The organism is Akkermansia biwaensis (assembly GCF_026072915.1).
Taxonomy (GTDB): Bacteria; Verrucomicrobiota; Verrucomicrobiia; order Verrucomicrobiales; family Akkermansiaceae; genus Akkermansia; species Akkermansia biwaensis.
The window spans coordinates 1,476,332-1,494,402 of the sequence record NZ_AP025943.1 but is presented as its reverse complement, the minus strand read 5'-3'; the positions used below and the strand labels follow the sequence as shown (position 1 = coordinate 1,494,402).

Genomic DNA, 18,071 nt, shown 5'->3' with positions numbered 1-18,071 from the left:
TTTTAACATATGTCTGATACCCCTACCATTCGGGAAATGCACGGTCTGAGCGACAAGCCCAAGACCTTTGACCAGGTAGCCATCACCGTGGCTGATCCGGATACCATCCGCAGCTGGTCCCATGGCGAAGTAGTCAACCCGGAAACCATCAATTACCGCACGTTCAAGCCGGAAAAAGGTGGCTTGTTCTGCGAACGCATTTTCGGCCCCACCCGCGACATGGAATGCGCCTGCGGCAAGTACAAGCGCATCAAGCACAAGGGCATCACCTGCGACCGCTGCGGCGTGGAAGTGACCAACGCCCGCGTGCGCCGCGAACGCATGGGCCACATTGAACTGGCCGTTCCGGTGTCCCACATCTGGTTTTACAAGTGCATGCCCAGCCGCATCGGCCTCATGCTCGACCTGACGGCGCGCCATCTGGAACGCGTGATCTACTACGAAGATTACATCGTGGTGGACCCCGGCAACACTCCCCTGGAAAAGGGCGCCATTCTGACGGAAGAGGAATTCCGCAATGCGGAAGACGAATACGGCTATGACAGCTTTGAAGCCGGCATGGGCGCGGAAGCCATCCAGAAGATGCTTGCCTCCATTGACCTGCCCTCCCTCGTGGCCGATCTCCAGGAACAGCTGGACAACACCAACTCCAAGCAGAACAAGCGCAAGATCGCCAAGCGCCTGAAGCTGGCCCAGGGCTTCCTTCAGTCCAACACGCGCCCGGAATGGATGATCCTGAACGTGCTGCCTGTCATCCCTCCGGATTTGCGACCGCTGGTTCCGCTGGAAGGCGGCCGCTTCGCCACGTCCGACCTGAACGACCTGTACCGCCGCGTCATCAACCGCAACAACCGCTTGAAGACCCTCCTGAGCCTGAAAACTCCGGAAGTCATCATCCGCAATGAAAAGCGCATGCTCCAGGAAGCCGTGGACGCCCTGTTCGACAACGGCCGCCACGGCCGCGCCGTTACGGGAGCCGGCAACCGCCCCCTCAAGTCCCTTTCCGACATGCTGAAGGGCAAGGGAGGCCGTTTCCGCCAGAACCTGCTGGGCAAGCGCGTGGACTATTCCGGCCGTTCCGTGATCGTGATCGGCCCGGAACTGAAGCTCAACCAGTGCGGCCTTCCCAAGAAGATGGCGCTCATCCTGTTTGAACCCTTCATCATCCACCGCCTCAAGGAGCTGGGCTATGTGCACACCGTGCGCTCCGCCAAGAAGCTGATTGACCGCAAGACGCCGGAAGTGTGGGACATCCTGGAAGAAGTTACCAAGGGCCACCCCGTCATGCTCAACCGTGCGCCCACGCTGCACCGCCTTTCCATCCAGGCATTTGAACCGGTCCTGATTGAAGGTTCCGCCATCCGCCTGCACCCGCTCGTCTGTAACGCGTACAACGCGGACTTCGACGGCGACCAGATGGCCGTGCACGTGCCGCTTTCCGTGGAAGCCCAGATGGAAGCCCGCCAACTCATGCTGGCGCCCAACAACATCTTCTCCCCGGCATCCGGCAAGCCCATCGCCACGCCTACGCAGGACATCATTCTTGGCGCGTACTTCCTGACGCACACCCGTGCCGCGGAAGTGCAGAATTACCAGGACAACCACCAGCACCTGCCCCTTTTCGAATCCATCGATGAAGTGGAATACGCCATTGCCGCCCGCAAGATCGGCTACCATGACTGGATTCGCCTCCACAACCCGGACTACGGCAAGAAGCCGTCCGAAGTGGTGTACGGAGACGTAACCAAGAAGGTGATCGTGACTACGGCCGGACGCGTGCGCTTCAATGAAATCTGGCCCCGCGAACTCGGCTACATCAACCGCAACGTGGGCAAGAAGCAGATGGGCGACATCATCTGGCGCTGCTACCAGACGGTGGGCAAGGAACGTACCGTGCAGACCCTGGACGCCCTGAAGAACCTGGGCTTCAAGGAAGCTACCCGTTCCGGCTGCTCCATCGGCATTGTGGACATGGTCGTTCCGTCCCAGAAGAAGACGGAAATCGAAAAGGCCTACGCAGAGCTGGACAAGGTCACCAAGCAGTACAAGAACGGTATCATCACGGACGGCGAACGCTATCAGAAGGTGGTGGATATCTGGACCCAGACTACGGACGTGATCCAGGCGGCCCTGTACCGCAAGCTGGAACACAACGAAGGTTCCAAGATGGCCAGCCCGCTCTTCATGATGGTGGATTCCGGAGCCCGAGGCAACAAAGCGCAGATCAAGCAGCTCTCCGGCATGCGCGGTTTGATGGCCAAGCCCAGCGGCGAAATTATCGAACGCCCCATCACGGCCAACTTCCGTGAAGGCCTCTCCGTGCTGGAATATTTCATTTCCACCCACGGCGCCCGCAAGGGCCTGGCGGACACCGCCTTGAAGACGGCGGACTCCGGCTACATGACCCGCAAGCTCGTGGACGTGGCCCAGGACGTCATCGTTTACGCGGACGACTGCGGTACGAATAACGGCATCACCGTTCACGCCATCTATGACGGCGATGAAGAGGTGGCCTCCCTTTCGTCCCGCATTTACGGCCGCGTTTCCTGCGAGCGTATCGTCGATCCCGTCAGCGGCGAGATCATCGTGGACATCAACGACCTCATCAACGAGAAGCAGGCGGAACAGCTGGAAAAGATCGGCATTGAACAGCTGAAGATCCGTTCCGTGCTGACCTGCGAACTCAAGAAGGGCTGCTGCGCCAAGTGCTACGGCCTGAACCTGGCTACCGGCCAGGAAGTGAAGATCGGTGAAGCGGTCGGCATCATCGCCGCCCAGTCCATCGGCGAGCCCGGCACCCAGCTGACCATGCGTACGTTCCACGTGGGCGGCACGGCCACTACGGCGTTCAAGCAGCCTATCGTGAAGGCGAAGAACGACGGCCGCGTGATCTACACGGAAGACCTCCGCACGGTGGAAAACGTGGACGGCAACTTCGTGGTTCTGAACAAGAACTGCTCCGTTCGCATTGAAAACGAACAGGGCCGCGAGCTGGAATCCTACCAGCCCGTCATCGGCACCATCCTGTACGTTCCCAACGGCGGCTCCATCAAGAAGGATGAAACCCTCGCCACATGGGACCCGTACAACGTGCCCGTGATCGCTGAAAAGGGCGGGATGGTCGAGTTCAAGGACATGATCGTGGGGATCACCGTTTCCAAGGAAACGGACCGTGAAACCGGTACGTCCACCCTCGTCGTGATGGAACACAAGCAGGAACTCCACCCGCAGGTGGTCATCCGCGACGTCAAGACCCGCGAGGTTCTGGCCCACCACGCCATTCCCGCCGGGGCCAACCTGACCGTGAAGGACGGAGAGACCATTTCCGCCGGCACCATGGTGGCCAAGACGCCCCGCAAGGTGGCCAAGACGAAGGACATCACCGGCGGTCTTCCCCGCGTGGCGGAACTGTTTGAAGCCCGCAAGCCCAAGGACGCCTGCACCATCGCACGCGTGGAAGGCATTGTGCGCCTCAGCAGCAAGAACACCTCCCGCGGCAAGAAGGTCATCACCATTGAAACGCCCACGGGCGAACTGGTGGACCATCTGGTGCCGATGAACAAGCACGTGATCGTTCACGAAGACGACCACGTCCACATGGGCGACCAGCTTACGGAAGGCCCCGTTTCTCCGGAAGAAATTCTGGATGTCTGCGGCAAGGAACGCCTCCAGGAGCACCTCGTCAACGAAGTGCAGGAAGTGTACCGCCTCCAGGGTGTGGAGATCAACGACAAGCACGTGGAAATCATCGTGCGGCAGATGCTGCGCAAGGTTGTCATCACGGAACCCGGCAACACCGAGTTCCTGTGGGGCGACCAGGTGGACAAGACCACCTTTGACCGCATCAACGAACAGACGATCGCCCAGGGTGGCCAGCCGGCCGCCGCCAAGCCCGTTCTGCTCGGCATCACGAAGGCCTCCCTGGAAACGGAATCCTTTATCTCCGCCGCGTCCTTCCAGGACACCACGCGCGTTCTGACCGAAGCTTCCACCCTCGGCAAGACCGACACACTGGAAGGGTTCAAGGAAAACGTCATCATGGGCCACCTCATTCCCGCCGGTACCGGGTTCTCCCGCTACAGCAAGATTGAAGTGGATCCCGCGGAAGGAGCTGAAGAAATCGTGCTCGCCGGCGAAGATGATGAAATGGACTCCATTGAAGAAGTCCTGAACGATACCATCAACTTCGACAACGAACGCTAGTCCGTTCCCAAGTCATATTCCAGGGCCGCTTCCCTGCGGGAAGCGGCCTTTTTGCTGCCTTGAGATATCTTACAATCAAGGCATTTTTTCCAAAGACGGATTGCTAATCCGGCGTCAAGAAAATATTTTAAAACTTTGATCCTTGCTGTAAAAAAGCATGTTTGAAAAATCCGGGAACATTGTTCCAGGTCAGGGCATGTCCACGATAACTGTAACACATTGAATTGATTGAACCTGCTTATAGTCTCATGTGAATCCGAGCGGGTTAGCAATCCGGCATATTGAGGCTACAGCTATGAAGAAAATATTATATACCATCTGTTTGGGCCTGGTCTCTCTGGGAGCCTCCGTTTCCGCCGCAACCATTGAGCTGATGCCGGAAATCACCGCCATCACCGGCCAGAGCTACGATTCCGCAGGACGCCTTGCCAATAACACGATCAAAGCCGCCGACGTCAAGGGATGGCTGGGACGCGCCGGACGCGCGGACGGATGGTACACCACCACCGGAAACGGAAGCATGAGCTGGGGCAAAGCTTCCGTCAATACAGCCAACCAGACTATCAGCCTTCCCAACATGCCCGGCACGATCGGGGTTTGCGCCGGCCTGAAAATGACCATTGAAAACATCCAGGCTTATTCCGGACTCACTTTCAGCTTCAGCCTGACTCCTCCCGGAACGGGCCCCACGTACACCTATTCCGTCTGGTATGAAACCATGAACGGAGACCTGCTGGAACTCTGCAGGGGAAGCAGGGGCAACAACGCCTCACAGTGGAACGTTTCTTACGATGTGACCGACGAACAGCTTGCGGCCATGAAGGCAAACGGCAACGGCAAGGTTTACACTGTCATCGGAAGTTCGGGCGGCAGCGACAACTACAGCGGAACCATCCGCGATATTTCCCTGGAAGGAACGCTGGCCGTTCCGGAACCCGCTGCGGCATCCCTGAGCCTTCTGGGTCTGGCCGCCCTGATGCTTCGCCGCCGCAGGAATTGAACCGGCTCTTTCATTTTTCTTATATATGGAAGGCTGTCCCGTAAACGGGGCGGCCTTCTTTTTTCGTGCATAAGCTCCCCTCTGCCGTTAGCATGCCTCCATGCCCCCTTTGGATTACAAGAAACAGGCCAGGCGCCTTTACCTTCCCTCTGCCGTTCCCGCCGTGGTGGACGTGCCGGAAATGCAGTTTTTCATGGTGGACGGCACGGGCGATCCCAATGCTCCGGACGGAGAGTATTCACACGCCCTGGAATTATTGTACACCCTTTCCTACGCCGTCCGGATGGGAGGGAAAAAAGGAGCTTTCCCGGCTCCGGATTATCTGGAATACGTCGTCCTTCCCTTGGAAGGGCTCTGGTGGAATTCGGGGCAAAACCCTTCCGCAGATAAAAATACGTTCCGCTGGACTTCCATGATACGCCAGCCCGGCTTCATCACTGCGGAGGCATTTGAGTACGCACGCAGTAACGCCATGAAGAAAAAGCCCCATTTGAACGTGGAAATAGCGCGCATGGCCTCCTTTGCGGAAGGGCTCTGCGTACAATGCCTGCACACGGGTTCCTATGACGATGAACCAGCCACTCTGGCCCGCATGCATGTTTTCATGGAACAGTCGGGGCTGCGCCCGGATACATCAGGTGTGCGGGCACATCATGAGATTTATCTCTCGGACCCCCGGAAGACGCCTGCGGAACGGTTGAAAACCGTATTGCGCCTTCCGGTGCTGAAAGCGTAATGCCACGCTTCCCGCTTCCTATTCGTTGTCGATGAAGTAGGCCTGCAGGATGCAGATGATATGCAGGACAATGGGAACCAGGGCAAAGACGAACCAGTACAGCAGGCCGTAAGCCGCGCCCACCACCAGGAACCAGACAATGGCCTGGACGAAGTGGCCCTTGTACAATTGCCCCAGGCCGGGGACGAACAAACTTAAAACAGCTGCCAGGAATGATTTCATATGCTTAAAAAATAGAATTGATCCGGACGGCCTCTTCTGCACGCCCCTCACGCATTGAGAGCCGCTGTTCCGGCTTCCTGTTCAATATCACCGGACGCGCGCTGTCATGAATGACGGATTTCCTCCCCCGTACTGGAACGGGCATTCACGCCGCAGCCGGTGAAAACCGTGCAGCGGTCATGCTCCGGTCTTGACCGGGAGGAAGGCTGTGTTACCCTCGCCGCGCACAGGGCACTCACGTTAGAAGAGTAAGGAAGCATCATGTCCATTGAATTGACTCGCAATTTCTCCATCATCGCACACATCGACCACGGAAAGACCACCCTTTCCGACCGGTTGCTGGAAAAGACGAATACCATTTCCGACCGGGAAAAGCAGGACCAGCTTCTGGACGCCATGGACCTTGAACGGGAGAAGGGCATCACGATCAAATCCCACCCCGTCACCATCTTTTACAAGGCCAAGAACGGAAAAACCTACAAGCTCAACCTGCTGGACACTCCCGGCCACGTAGATTTTTCCTATGAGGTGTCCCGTTCCCTGGCCGCCTGCGAAGGGGCCCTGCTCATCGTGGACGCGGCCCAGGGCGTGGAAGCCCAGACGCTGGCCAACATGCACCTGGCCATGGATCTGAACCTGGCCATCATTCCGGTCATCAACAAGATCGACCTGCCGAGCGCCAACCTTCCCAATGTGTATCGCCAGCTGGAAGACATCGTTTGCATCCCCCATGAGGAAGCCATTCACGCCTCCGCCAAGATGGGAATCGGTATTGATGAAATCCTGGAGGCCGTCGTGGAACGGGTACCGGCGCCCAAAACGGAGGAAGACGGACTCCTGCGCGCCCTGGTGTTCGACTCCGTCTATGACGCCTACCGCGGCGTAGTGTCCTACGTGCGTGTCATCTCCGGCAGCGTGCAGCGGGGCATGAAGGTAAAGCTTTTCGCCACGGATGAAGTGTATGAGGTCAAGGAAGTGGGAATTTTCACGCCCAAAATGACAAAAACGGATACGCTGGAAGCCGGGGACGTGGGCTACATTATCGCGAACATGAAGTCCGCTTCCGACGTCAAGATCGGGGATACCTACACGGACTGCATGCGCCCGTGCCCCGAGCCTCTGCCCGGCTTCAAGGAAATCCGCCCCATGGTCTTTTCCGGCATTTACCCGGTTGATTCCTCTGATTTTGAAGCGCTGAAGGCCGCCATGGCCAAGCTCCAGATCAATGACGCTGCCTTTTCCTTCCAGGCGGAATCTTCCGTGGCCCTCGGCTTCGGCTTCCGCTGCGGCTTCCTGGGCCTGCTCCACATGGAAATCATCCAGGAACGCCTGCGCCGGGAATTCAACATGGATATTATTTCCACATATCCTTCCGTGATCTATGAAGTCACCAAGACCAGCGGCGAGGAAATGCAGGTGGACAACCCCAGCCTGCTTCCGGAACCCCAGGAAATCCAGGAGATACGGGAACCCATCGTCAAGGTGTTTATCATGCTTCCCGGCGAATACATTGGAGACATCATGCAGCTTGTTCTGGAGAAACGCGGCAGTGTGGACAATACGGAGACCATTGACGATACACGCGTCATGCTCACCTGCACCGTGCCGCTGGCGGAAATCCTGGTGGATTTCAACGACAAGCTCAAGTCCATGACCCGCGGCTACGGCTCCATGGATTATGAATACTCCGGCTACCAGGCCGCCAAGCTGATCAAGATGGACATGCTCATCGCCGGAGAGCCGGTGGACGCCTTCTCCATGATCGTTCACCAGGACAAGGCGGCCTCCCGCGGCCGGGAACTGGCGGAACGGCTGAAAAACGTCATTCCCCGCCAGCTTTTCACCGTCGCCATCCAGGCCTGCATCGGCGGCAAGATCATCGCCCGTGAAAGCATCTCTCCCATGCGCAAGGACGTTACCGCCAAATGTTACGGCGGTGACGTGACCCGCAAGCGCAAGCTTCTGGAAAAGCAGAAGGAAGGGAAAAAGCGCATGAAGGCCATCGGGAAAATCAATATCCCGCAGGAAGCTTTCATCAAGGTGCTGAAAACTGGGGACTAACTTGATTCCGGCTCCTGCTCTGTTTTTCCATTCCTGCGGTTCCAAATCATCCTGCCGTACAGGAAGCATGTCTTCTTGCAGATTTCATTTAAAAATCTTGATTTTATGAAAATTCAAGATAATATTCATGAAATAATAATTGAAATAAAAAATATTGATTTTTCTATTGTTTAATACCTTTTAAGAAAATTAGAGTTTTATCATAAGGCCAGATAAAAATGAAATTCATCTTTCCGTCAAGATTATTCATCATCTCGTTTTGCCTGTTATCTGGCCTCCATCATTTCGCCTTTGATGAAGAAGAAAAAGCCAAGTTGGAAATTGAATCGGAGCCGGATGAATTTTCCGCAGACTTGTGCATTGCCGAGGCCCAGGGAAAGCCTATCTCTGACGAAGAAAAAGAAAGGGAGCGAAAAAGGCCCCGCTTTGGGGCTGGTGAATTGGTAAAGTTAAGATTGTCAGGAAAGGAAGCATTAATTGAAGATCCCAAAAAACTGGTATGGAGAATTGAACCGAGAAAAGAGACAACTGGGCTCAAATAGAGGTAGACGATGGAAATAATCCCAGTTTATGGGTTCCTGTTGTTTTGACTATTAACAAAGACCTCGTTTTCGACACTTCTGAAGCACAGGATCCCGAAAAGGAAATAGGAGATACAGCTTTGCAAACGGAAGGAGAATTCAATGTGCAAGTCCTACAAGGAGAAGAAATTATAGCAAAAAAAACCTTCACTGCCGTTCTTCCCTCCAAAATTACTGCTGAACATGAAGGGCGTCCGGTTTCCGGTAAAGATGGAGAATACGGGGAAGGATTTCCGCAAGATGGAGATTGGGAGCCTGCCGGAGCATCCTCCGTTCTTAACCTGACTTTCATCCTACGGATGTCAGCTTCTGCAACCTCGCAAAAATTGAGGTGGACCATGGCTTCAAAAAATATGATGACAATGGCCAAGAGGTTGAATTTCATAAGATTCAGCCATCATTGATTGAAGTGCACCGGCCTACTCCATTTGCAACGCTCATCACAAAACAAAATGGAGGCAGGGATCATATAGGAGCACGCAAAAGCTTGGGCAAATTCATGAATCTGACGTTGCCTCTTCCCGTTGGTTGGACATGGTTGTGCGGTTTTTATACTGCCCTGGAGAATGCCGGCCATGAGGAGATCCGTTCCCGCATAGGAATTTACGAGCAAAGAATAGATTTTCTTCAACACAAACCGGGAGACGTCAAAACAATCGAAACCATTTTAAGCAAATTCGGTTGTAAAGTAAGCCGCGTTACAGGAGGAAACCATAGCTTCACAAAAGAAAAACAAGAGCCGTGAAATCTATCACTTATTGCATGCTTGCCCTGATACTTTCGCTTGCGACCGGCAGAGGAGAACCCGTCCAGTTGGCCAGGACAATTCCCATTCCATGGAACAAGGAGATTTTGAAAGATACGGAAACTGCATCCTCCCAATTAAAAAGTCTGCTTGAGGAATGGCGGCTGGAAGAATTTTATGTTTTGGCTAAAAAGAAACTGCATGATTCCCGCCAAGAACTGAAAGAAACAAACCGGTTTTCCGAGAAAGGCTATCTGGACAGACTCTGGATGCTATATTACATCACGGCAGTGCCTCTACTCACCGTGGATTATTCTCCAGATGTTCCTCATCCCCGGTTTAATAAAGACGACTATGTTTTAAAACGTGCCGCTCTCATGCAAATCGCGTTCGAGCTGATTTCCGACGAAGACTACCTCAGGTACGAACGACAGCATCACAAGGAATTAGTGTATTTATTCTCTTCCTATTCTGCAGGTCTATTAAAAAGAGTAAGGGAAAGCTACGACCCGGACCTGGGAGAAAAATTGAAAAAAATGAAATTCCAACCGCGCAAAGACGACCCTGCGGAAATAAGCAAACGCAATTATCTCTTTTTTATCAACAAACAAATTCTCAGGGATAACAGAAACAGTACCATTCCCAGTTACATCAACATGATGGAAGAGCTTTTAATGGGGCGCCTGTGGAGTTATTTTCACGGTCAGCCGCGGGAGGTGGAAAAGTATATCAAACTGGCAGGTTACCAGAGTGAAGAAGAGATTGACGAACTTATCTTCAGAACATTGGCAAGAACTCCAAAAACGGAATTCCTGTATCAAGGCGCCCGTGGGAAAAGATATGAAAGGAAGATACGTTCCGGAAAGGAGAGCAGCGTGAACGACCGGCATCTGCATTCAATTGACAGAGCTTTGAAAGCACAGAAAGCCAAAGCCGGACAATAAAAGCGGCTGACAAACGCCCCGGAACGCCAGAAGGTCGCCCGGGTAATTCCCGGATTGCATCTCCTTTCCCGTTATGTTATCAGATCGGGCATGAGTTTGTTCAGGCCCTTCATGCTCATAACGGCATCCCTCCTCCTGGCCTCCTGCGCGGGAACATCTCCGGATGCAAACAAGCCGAAAGTCCGGAAAAGCCTTTCCGAACAGTTGCAGGACAATCTGGCCGCATCCATCGCCAACGTTCCCCCTTCGCTCATGGGAAACGGCCCCGGAACGCAGCAGGCCACCCAGTTGACCGCCTCCACCCAGGAGGAAATGCTGGCAAGTGCGGACAGCGGCGCCGTGTTTTTCACGGACCCCTACAATTCAGACGCATCCATTCCCGGCCTGGATGAAGCCTTCACGCGGAAGAAGGAAAACCAGCGGTGGATACAAAGTTATTCGTCCGCCCTCCGGGAGGCCCAGAGAACCGGCTATCCCATCCTGATCTGGTTCCACCATTCCAAGGGAAGCCCCCCCAGCAGGAAACTGGCTGCGGACCTGCTCCACACGCGGGAGTTCGAGGAATGGGCCAAGGAAAATATTATCCGCGTCTGCTATGACCAGGCGGAAGAATTTGAAAGCGAGCCGAACGCCAAAAAGCGCAAGCGGATGAAGGATTATGTCAGCAAGGCCCCTTCCCTGTTCGGAGTCAGGGGGACGCCCGTCCTGCTGATCATGTCTCCGGACGGCACCAAGGTGGATACCCTCCGCGGTTATTACAACGGTCAAAGCCGCCTTTATTTCGACCAGATCAAGAACAGCGTCAAACTGGCGAACCAGCAGTATGAAAAATTCAAAGAAACCCTGATCCCCAAAGGCTACAGGACCTGGACCGGGGCAAACGGCAATACCCTGTTCGCCAAACTTTCCCGCTATTCGGAGAAGGATCAGGCCATCTGGCTTCAGGAATTCGACGGCCACCAGAATAAAACCTCCCTGAGAAGCCTTAGCGAAGAAGACAGGAAATGGGTTCTGGATCAAAAGGCGGCGCGGAAGGCTTCCGCACCCGCGACCGGAAGGCTCTAGTTTCTTTCATTCCCTCTTTTCCCAATTGAAATTTTCTCCGGAAGAGTTTCTCCATCCGGCTACTGGCTCCGGCCAATCAAACACATAGCCGGATATCGCTTCAGACTGGCCATGTCATTACAGCGTCCCTCTGGTCTGCTTTTTACCTTGCAAGAGAGAAGGGGAGTGCTAGTGTATTTCAAATGTCTCCATTTCATGGAGGACCGCGCGCCGGGAAATTCTCCGCACTGCCTCTTTCCTGGTATTTTTTCACTATATTGTCATATCCCATGCACCAATATCTAACGAACGGCCTGCTGCTGGCGGCCTGCTCCGCCTCCCTGGCATTCAGCGCCCAGACCAAGGAGGAAGACCAACGGCCCAATATTCTGGTCATTGTCACGGACGATCATTCCTACCAGACCCTGGGCACCTGTGAAAAAGATTCTCCCATGCCCTACCCGAATTTCCGCAAGCTGGCGGACGAAGGCATGGTGTTCGACCGCAGCTACTGCGCCAACTCCCTTTGCGGACCGTCCCGCGCCTGCATTTACACGGGCCGCCATTCCCACATGAACGGCTACCTGTTCAATGAACACGCCGCTCCTTTCGACGGTTCCCAGCCCACCTTTCCCAAAATGCTTCAGAAGGCCGGATACCAGACGGCCATTGTAGGCAAATGGCACCTGGAAGCCATTCCGCCGAATGCCAGGGGAGACATGTCCAAATATGAGTCCAATCCCACCGGATTCGACTACTGGGAAATTTTCCCCGGCCAGGGCAACTATTTCAACCCGGATTTCATCACGCCCGGCAAGGACGGCAAACGCGTGGTGAAGACGGAACCCGGCTATGCCACGGAGCTGGTCACGCAAAAGAGCCTCAAGTGGCTGGACCAGCGTGACAAGACGAAGCCCTTCATGCTTGTCGTGGGCCACAAGGCTCCCCACCGTTGCTGGTGCCCTTCCATCCAGAATCTGGGACGCGCCAAGCAGTATGCGGACCTTGCCGATCCGCCCGCCAATCTGGAAGACGACTTTGCCAACCGTCCGGAATTCCTGAAAATGACGGAACAGACGCTGCTCAACCATTTCAATGTCTGGTCCGACGAACACCTGATCAAGGAAGTGGTTCCGGAAGACATCCAGAAGATGCTGTCGTGCCCTGAATCCAAGACCCTGCACACCAAGTACGACTGGGAAATGCCGGAATGGGTGCGCATGGACCCGCAGCAGAAGGAAGCCTGGTATAATTACCACAAGGCTCGCACCCTCCAGCTTGTGAAAGACATCCGCAGCGGCAAGATCAAGACCAAGAATGATATCCTGCTCCGCCGCTGGCGCCATTACATGGAAGATTACCTGGGCACCGTGCTTTCCGTGGATGAAAGCATCGGGGAAATCATGGATTACCTGAAGAAGAACGGCCTGGAGAAAAACACCATCGTCCTCTATTGCGGGGACCAGGGTTTCTACATGGGAGAACACGGCCTGTACGACAAGCGCTGGATTTTCGAGGAATCTTTCCGGATGCCCCTCATCATGAAGTGGCCGGGGCACATCAAGCCCGGCGTGCGTTCCAACGCCATGGTGCAGGAACTGGACTACGCCCCCACTTTCTGTGAAGTGGCCGGAGCCGCCACCCCGGAAAACATGTCCACCTTCCAGGGGCGCAGCCTCACGCCGCTGTTCAAGACGGGAGAACACCCGGACTTCAAGGACCGTCCGCTGTATTACGCCTTCTATGAAAATCCCGGGGAACACAACGCTCCGCGCCACGACGGCCTCCGTACGGAACGCTATACTCTTTCCTACCTCTGGACCAGCGACGAATGGATGCTTTTCGACAACCACAAGGACCCCGCCCAGATGATGGACGTTCACGCCAAGCCGGAGTATGCGGAAACCATGAAGGAACTCAAAAAACTGTATCGGCAGCTCCGCAAGGATTGCCAGGTTCCGGAAGGTTTTCCCGGCGCCACGGGCAAGCTCTCCGTCACCCCCAGATGGGACTGCGGGACCGGCAAGAATTGAAAAGCCTCCGCACTCCATTGTTCCGCATCTGAAAAAGGCCGCATGGCGGCGCCCAATTTTTACAACAACTAAAATCAAACCAAACAAGACCTGACACCAGTCACTATATATGAAAGCATTCCTATTTGCGGCAGCGTTCCTCTGCTCCCTTTGCTGGGCAGGGACCAACCCCTATAACATCATTCCGGAGCCCGTCAAGGTGACGACCGCCTCCGGCACTACCAAGAACCTCAAAATCCTGAACGAACAGAAAGTTTCGGGGCTTGGCAGTGAAGGCTACACCATGAAGCTTACGCCCGGCGGCGTGGAGCTGCGCTACACCACGCCCAATGGAAAAGCCATGGCCATGGCAACCCTCCTCCAGCTTCAGGACCAGCTCTCGGATACTCCGTCCGGGTTGCCTTGCGGCAGCATCCAGGATGCGCCGGACTTCGGCTGGCGCGGCATGATGGTGGATGTGGGCCGCTATCACTACCCGATGAAGGAACTCTACAATTTTGTGGACGCCATGCACTACTACAAGTACAACGTCCTGCACCTGCACCTGACGGAAGACCAGGGCTGGCGCCTGCCCGTTCCGGGCTACGACAAGCTCCGTACCATCGGGGCCGTCCGCCCCTCCGCCCCGCCCAACCAGGGGAACGCCCTGCTGGCCAATGAAGGCATGTACACCAAGAAGGAGCTCCAGGATCTGGTGGCCTACTGCAATGCACGCGGCATCCAGGTACTGCCGGAAGTGGAAATGCCCGGCCATAATATGGCACTGGCGGCCTCCTACCCGGAATTCTGCTGCAATACCAAGCGCGCCCAGGTATGGACGCACGGCGGCGTTTCCTCCAAGCTGATTTGCCCCCAGAAACCTGGAACCAAAAAGTTCATCAAGGACACGTTTGACACGGTCAAACAAATCTTCCCCTTTGACTATGTGCACATCGGCGGGGACGAATGCCCCATGGGCGACTGGAAGAAGTGCCCGGACTGCCAGGCGGCACGCGCCAAGAAGGGCCAGGGAGACGATGTGGAAGCCCAGATGAGCGATTTCACGAAGAACCTGGGCGCCCTTCTGGCCAAAAACAAGAAAAAGCCCATCCTGTGGTATGACATCAACAAGGGTTACTACCACAAGGGAGAAACCGTCATGTCCTGGCTGCCGGGAGAATTTCCCCGGTGCATCGACAAGACGAAGGAACAGGGAATCGACCTGATCGTCACTCCCCAGTACAAGTATTACCTGGCTCGCACCCAGATGAAGTTCCCGAAGGACGACGTCCGCGCCAGGCCCGGCGGCGGCCCCATCCTGCTCAAGGACTGCTACAATTTCGATCCCCGCAACGGACGGGACAAAAACGACGTCAAGCACATCAAGGGCATCAACCTGTGCATGTGGGCGGAATGGATTCCTTCCGGGGAACTGCTGATGTACATGACCTATCCGCGGGCCATGGCCGTCTCTGAAACCGCCTGGGGCAACCACAAGAACCGCCCCAGCCTGGAAGACTTCGAGAAGAAGATGGAAACCCACAAGAAGCACTTCCAGAAGCGTTTCGGCTATACGCTGGAACGCACGGTCGAGAACAAGCCCTACCGTGAAAAGTTCATCACCCAGGAGCAGATCGACCGCATTAACGAGAACTACAAGAAGGGTCAGCAGAACGCGGACAAGTAGTTTTTCCACCCTTTCAGAGCCATTCGATTCATTCAGGACGGGGACACGGGCAACCGCATGTCCCCGTTCTTTTTTTCCCGCTTGACCGGACGCGGCTCTTCCCTTCTAATCGTCCCGCCATGTTACACCTTTACGATACCCGCACCCGGAAGGCACAGGAGATTTCCCCAATGGACGGAAAAACGCTGCGCTTCTACTGCTGCGGTCCCACGGTGTATGCTCCCGCCCACATCGGCAATTTCCGCACCTTCATCATGCAGGATGTGTTCCGCCGCGTTGTGGAACTGGGAGGAACGGCCACCACACATGTCCGCAACCTGACGGACGTGGATGACAAAACCATCCGCGACTCCCGCAAGGCGGCCGTCACTCTGGCGGAATTCACCGCCACATGGGCGGACAAGTTCCACCGGGACTGCCAGGCCCTCAACTGCCTCCCCCCGCATGTGGAACCCTCCGCCGTCGCCCACATTCCGGAGCAGATAGAAATGGTGAAAGCCCTTGTGGAAAAAGGCCACGCCTACCCTTCCGAAGACGGGTCCGTGTATTTCAGGATTTCCTCTTTCCCGGAATACGGCAGTCTTTCCCATCTGGACAAGCGGGAACTGGACCTCGGCAAAACCGCCAACGCCCGTTCCAATGCAGACGAGTATGAAAAGGATTCCGTGGCGGATTTCGTGCTTTGGAAAAGCCGCCGGCCGGAAGACGGAGACAACTACTGGCCGTCCCCGTGGGGAGAAGGACGCCCTGGCTGGCACCTGGAATGCTCCGCAATGATCCATAAATACTTCGGCAATGATTTCGACCTTCATTCCGGCGGTGTGGACCTCGTCTTCCCCCATCATGAGAACGAAGTAGCCCAATCGCGCTGCGCCTGCGGAGGCGGCTTTGCGCGCCTGTGGTTCCATATTGCCCACCTGCTGGTGGACGGCGGCAAAATGTCCAAGTCCCTGGGCAACATGTACACGCTGGAAGATCTGGCGAAGCTGGGTCATAAAGCGGAAGCCGTACGCTACGTGCTGGCCGGCGGCTACTACCGGCGGCCGCTGAATTTCACTCTTTCCTCCCTGGAGGATGCAAAAGCCGCCCTGAACCGCATGGCCAAATTCGACGCACAACTCCGGACCGCCGCGGGAACGGACACCGTCCCTTCCTATGACGAGTTCCGCACGCTGCGTTCCGAACCTGGGATTTTCCAGCCTGCCTGGGACAGCCTGAACGACGACCTGAACACTCCGGAAGCCCTGGGTCACGTTTTCACCGCCATAAAAAAGGCGGACGTTTCCTCCCTGTCTCCGGAAGAAGCGCTTCATATGCGGCACGCGTTCCATTTCATCCTGAATGCCTTCGGCATCATCCTGCCGGAAGAGGAGAAGGAAGAAGCACCGGAGGAAGTGCGCACGCTGGCGGAACAGCGCTGGCAGGCCAAGCAGAACAGGGACTGGGCGGAAGCCGACCGTCTCCGGGCGGAAGTGACGGCCCGGGGCTGGACCATCAAGGACCGGAAGGACGGCTACGACATCGTCAGGAACTAAGACGGGATATTCCTGACAATTCTTTAAGCACCAATCATGAATCCGGGTAATACTTTTCCAGTATTGCCCGGATCTTTTTCGATCAGGACAAAAAGAAGCTGACCTGCACCCTTCCTTTCGTATTCATTACTTAATTGATTACTTCAATTAAAACACTTTAAACGGGTTTTCAGGCTCATAACCAAAAAACAAAACCGTTCTTTTTCGGAAAGGTTCTCTTTTTCTTAAATATTAAAATCACTTTCCATCAACGAATTTGTAATCCGGAGTCAACGACAATTTTTGATGCAAAGCGCTTTAAAAAAGTTGGAAAAAGCAAAATAAAAAACTTGTGAAACAGGAAGGGATTATGGGGATGAATATTCAATAACATTATCATCAATGTTTTATATGTTTTTTAAATTAAGTTGAAATCTTTTCCGGATTACAAATTCGCTTTGATCCGGCCATGCGCAAAAGCTTGGTGACTATATTTTTCTCCAGCGTCATGGTGGCTGCAACATTCCTGGCTTCCAACGCCGATGCCTCCACCCTACTTTATGGTCTGGATTTCAATGATTTAAATGAACAAAATTTAACCAATCTGGGGAGCGGAACAACCGCCATAGGCAGAACAAACGGATACATCAACTGGAGTGGAGACGATCTTCCCCTTGCCGATGGAGGCTATGCCCACCGGGTCAACGGCGGAACATTCAATATCAGCAGCAGCAGCGGCATTGACGGCATCAACCTTTCCACCGGGTTCAGCGTCGGTCTCCATCTGAAAAACGGCAACAATCCCGTCTGGCAGAATGCCCTTTCCATCACATTCGGCACCACAACCATCAGGGTGGAAATGACTTCTTCCAACCAGTGGGTGATTTACAACGGGGCCGACATAGGTATTCCGCAAGGAACTCTTCTCTTCCAGGCAGACCCCGGCAACTGGGATTACCTGGGTCTGACCTTCCAAGGCGACAAAATGAATGTGTACAAAAACGGCCAGTTGACTAATTCCATCACGACCGGTCTTTCAGATTCCACCCTCGTTACCGGCATCAGAGGCGGAGGCGAACATGCCGCTACTAATTCCCAGGTCTATATAGACAACGTGGCCGTTTATGACGGCGTGCTCAATGGCAACGATTTCGCCTACCTGAGCCAGCATGCCATGCCTGCCGAGCTGGTTCCGGAACCGGCCTCCGCTTCCCTGAGCCTGCTGGGGCTGGCTTCCCTGCTTATGCGCAGGAGGAGAAAATAGATTCCCGTCTTTGAAAATTTCAACGCCGTTTTCTCCCACGGGAAAACGGCTTTTTCTT

14 protein-coding genes are annotated in these 18,071 nt (G+C 54.9%); 13 read left to right on the top strand and 1 reads right to left on the bottom strand.

What is annotated here, in order from left to right:
- Positions 1-9: 9 nt before the first annotated feature.
- The 3 genes from rpoC (at position 10) to OQH67_RS06105 (ending at position 5,939) form a co-directional block, all read left to right on the top strand.
- A complete protein-coding gene (rpoC, locus tag OQH67_RS06115) occupies positions 10-4,203 on the top strand; it encodes a DNA-directed RNA polymerase subunit beta' (RefSeq protein ID WP_215434223.1) in 4,194 nt (1,397 codons plus the stop codon).
- Between the two features lie 295 nt (positions 4,204-4,498).
- Positions 4,499-5,203, top strand: coding sequence for a PEP-CTERM sorting domain-containing protein (locus OQH67_RS06110; RefSeq protein WP_215434225.1), 705 nt, complete (start codon positions 4,499-4,501; stop codon positions 5,201-5,203).
- Positions 5,204-5,303: 100 nt separating this feature from the next.
- Positions 5,304-5,939, top strand: coding sequence for a GyrI-like domain-containing protein (locus tag OQH67_RS06105; RefSeq protein ID WP_215434227.1), 636 nt, complete (start codon positions 5,304-5,306; stop codon positions 5,937-5,939).
- A gap of 18 nt (positions 5,940-5,957) precedes the next feature.
- Here OQH67_RS06105 and OQH67_RS06100 read toward each other — a convergent pair whose 3' ends face one another.
- The gene (locus tag OQH67_RS06100) at positions 5,958-6,161 is read right to left on the bottom strand and encodes a hypothetical protein (RefSeq protein ID WP_067570482.1); all 204 of its coding nucleotides are present in this window, start codon (positions 6,159-6,161) and stop codon (positions 5,958-5,960) included.
- Between the two features lie 261 nt (positions 6,162-6,422).
- Between OQH67_RS06100 and lepA the strand changes: the two genes are divergently transcribed.
- The 10 genes from lepA (at position 6,423) to OQH67_RS06050 (ending at position 18,013) form a co-directional block, all read left to right on the top strand.
- Positions 6,423-8,222: a translation elongation factor 4 gene (gene lepA / locus OQH67_RS06095; protein WP_067570480.1), complete on the top strand. Its 1,800-nt coding sequence runs from the start codon at positions 6,423-6,425 to the stop codon at positions 8,220-8,222.
- A 218-nt stretch (positions 8,223-8,440) separates the two neighbouring features.
- Positions 8,441-8,764: a hypothetical protein gene (locus OQH67_RS06090; RefSeq protein ID WP_215434229.1), complete on the top strand. Its 324-nt coding sequence runs from the start codon at positions 8,441-8,443 to the stop codon at positions 8,762-8,764.
- A 44-nt stretch (positions 8,765-8,808) separates the two neighbouring features.
- Positions 8,809-9,207 carry a hypothetical protein gene (locus OQH67_RS06085; protein WP_215434231.1) on the top strand — a complete coding sequence of 133 codons (399 nt, stop codon included), beginning with the start codon at positions 8,809-8,811 and terminating at the stop codon, positions 9,205-9,207.
- The gene (locus OQH67_RS06080; protein ID WP_215458921.1) at positions 9,135-9,548 is read left to right on the top strand and encodes a hypothetical protein; all 414 of its coding nucleotides are present in this window, start codon (positions 9,135-9,137) and stop codon (positions 9,546-9,548) included. Before OQH67_RS06085 ends, OQH67_RS06080 begins: the two co-directional genes overlap by 73 nt.
- Entirely contained in the window at positions 9,545-10,492 is a 948-nt protein-coding gene (locus OQH67_RS06075) for a hypothetical protein (RefSeq protein ID WP_215720005.1), read from the top strand. The genes OQH67_RS06080 and OQH67_RS06075 overlap by 4 nt, the downstream gene beginning before the upstream one ends.
- Before the next feature lie 90 nt (positions 10,493-10,582).
- On the top strand, positions 10,583-11,557 hold the full coding sequence (locus OQH67_RS06070) for a thioredoxin fold domain-containing protein (RefSeq protein ID WP_215458920.1): 975 nt from the start codon (positions 10,583-10,585) through the stop codon (positions 11,555-11,557).
- Between the two features lie 269 nt (positions 11,558-11,826).
- The gene (locus OQH67_RS06065; protein WP_215434237.1) at positions 11,827-13,569 is read left to right on the top strand and encodes a sulfatase family protein; all 1,743 of its coding nucleotides are present in this window, start codon (positions 11,827-11,829) and stop codon (positions 13,567-13,569) included.
- 109 nt (positions 13,570-13,678) lie between these two features.
- The gene (locus tag OQH67_RS06060; RefSeq protein WP_215434238.1) at positions 13,679-15,235 is read left to right on the top strand and encodes a beta-N-acetylhexosaminidase; all 1,557 of its coding nucleotides are present in this window, start codon (positions 13,679-13,681) and stop codon (positions 15,233-15,235) included.
- Between the two features lie 119 nt (positions 15,236-15,354).
- Positions 15,355-16,770 (top strand): cysteine--tRNA ligase, encoded by a 1,416-nt coding sequence (cysS, locus tag OQH67_RS06055; protein ID WP_215434239.1) that lies wholly within the window; start codon positions 15,355-15,357, stop codon positions 16,768-16,770.
- A gap of 448 nt (positions 16,771-17,218) precedes the next feature.
- Positions 17,219-18,013, top strand: a complete 795-nt coding sequence (locus OQH67_RS06050; protein ID WP_215458919.1) for a LamG-like jellyroll fold domain-containing protein — start codon at positions 17,219-17,221, stop codon at positions 18,011-18,013.
- Positions 18,014-18,071: the final 58 nt, after the last annotated feature.

Coding starts and splice junctions, on each gene's coding strand:
- OQH67_RS06110 (WP_215434225.1), top strand. CDS start 4,499: ATGAAGAAAATATTATATACCATCTGTTTGGGCCTGGTCTCTCTGGGA.
- OQH67_RS06070 (WP_215458920.1), top strand. CDS start 10,583: ATGAGTTTGTTCAGGCCCTTCATGCTCATAACGGCATCCCTCCTCCTG.
- OQH67_RS06060 (WP_215434238.1), top strand. CDS start 13,679: ATGAAAGCATTCCTATTTGCGGCAGCGTTCCTCTGCTCCCTTTGCTGG.
- rpoC (WP_215434223.1), top strand. CDS start 10: ATGTCTGATACCCCTACCATTCGGGAAATGCACGGTCTGAGCGACAAG.
- lepA (WP_067570480.1), top strand. CDS start 6,423: ATGTCCATTGAATTGACTCGCAATTTCTCCATCATCGCACACATCGAC.
- OQH67_RS06100 (WP_067570482.1), bottom strand. CDS start 6,161: ATGAAATCATTCCTGGCAGCTGTTTTAAGTTTGTTCGTCCCCGGCCTG.
- OQH67_RS06065 (WP_215434237.1), top strand. CDS start 11,827: ATGCACCAATATCTAACGAACGGCCTGCTGCTGGCGGCCTGCTCCGCC.
- cysS (WP_215434239.1), top strand. CDS start 15,355: ATGTTACACCTTTACGATACCCGCACCCGGAAGGCACAGGAGATTTCC.
- OQH67_RS06090 (WP_215434229.1), top strand. CDS start 8,441: ATGAAATTCATCTTTCCGTCAAGATTATTCATCATCTCGTTTTGCCTG.
- OQH67_RS06050 (WP_215458919.1), top strand. CDS start 17,219: ATGCGCAAAAGCTTGGTGACTATATTTTTCTCCAGCGTCATGGTGGCT.
- OQH67_RS06105 (WP_215434227.1), top strand. CDS start 5,304: ATGCCCCCTTTGGATTACAAGAAACAGGCCAGGCGCCTTTACCTTCCC.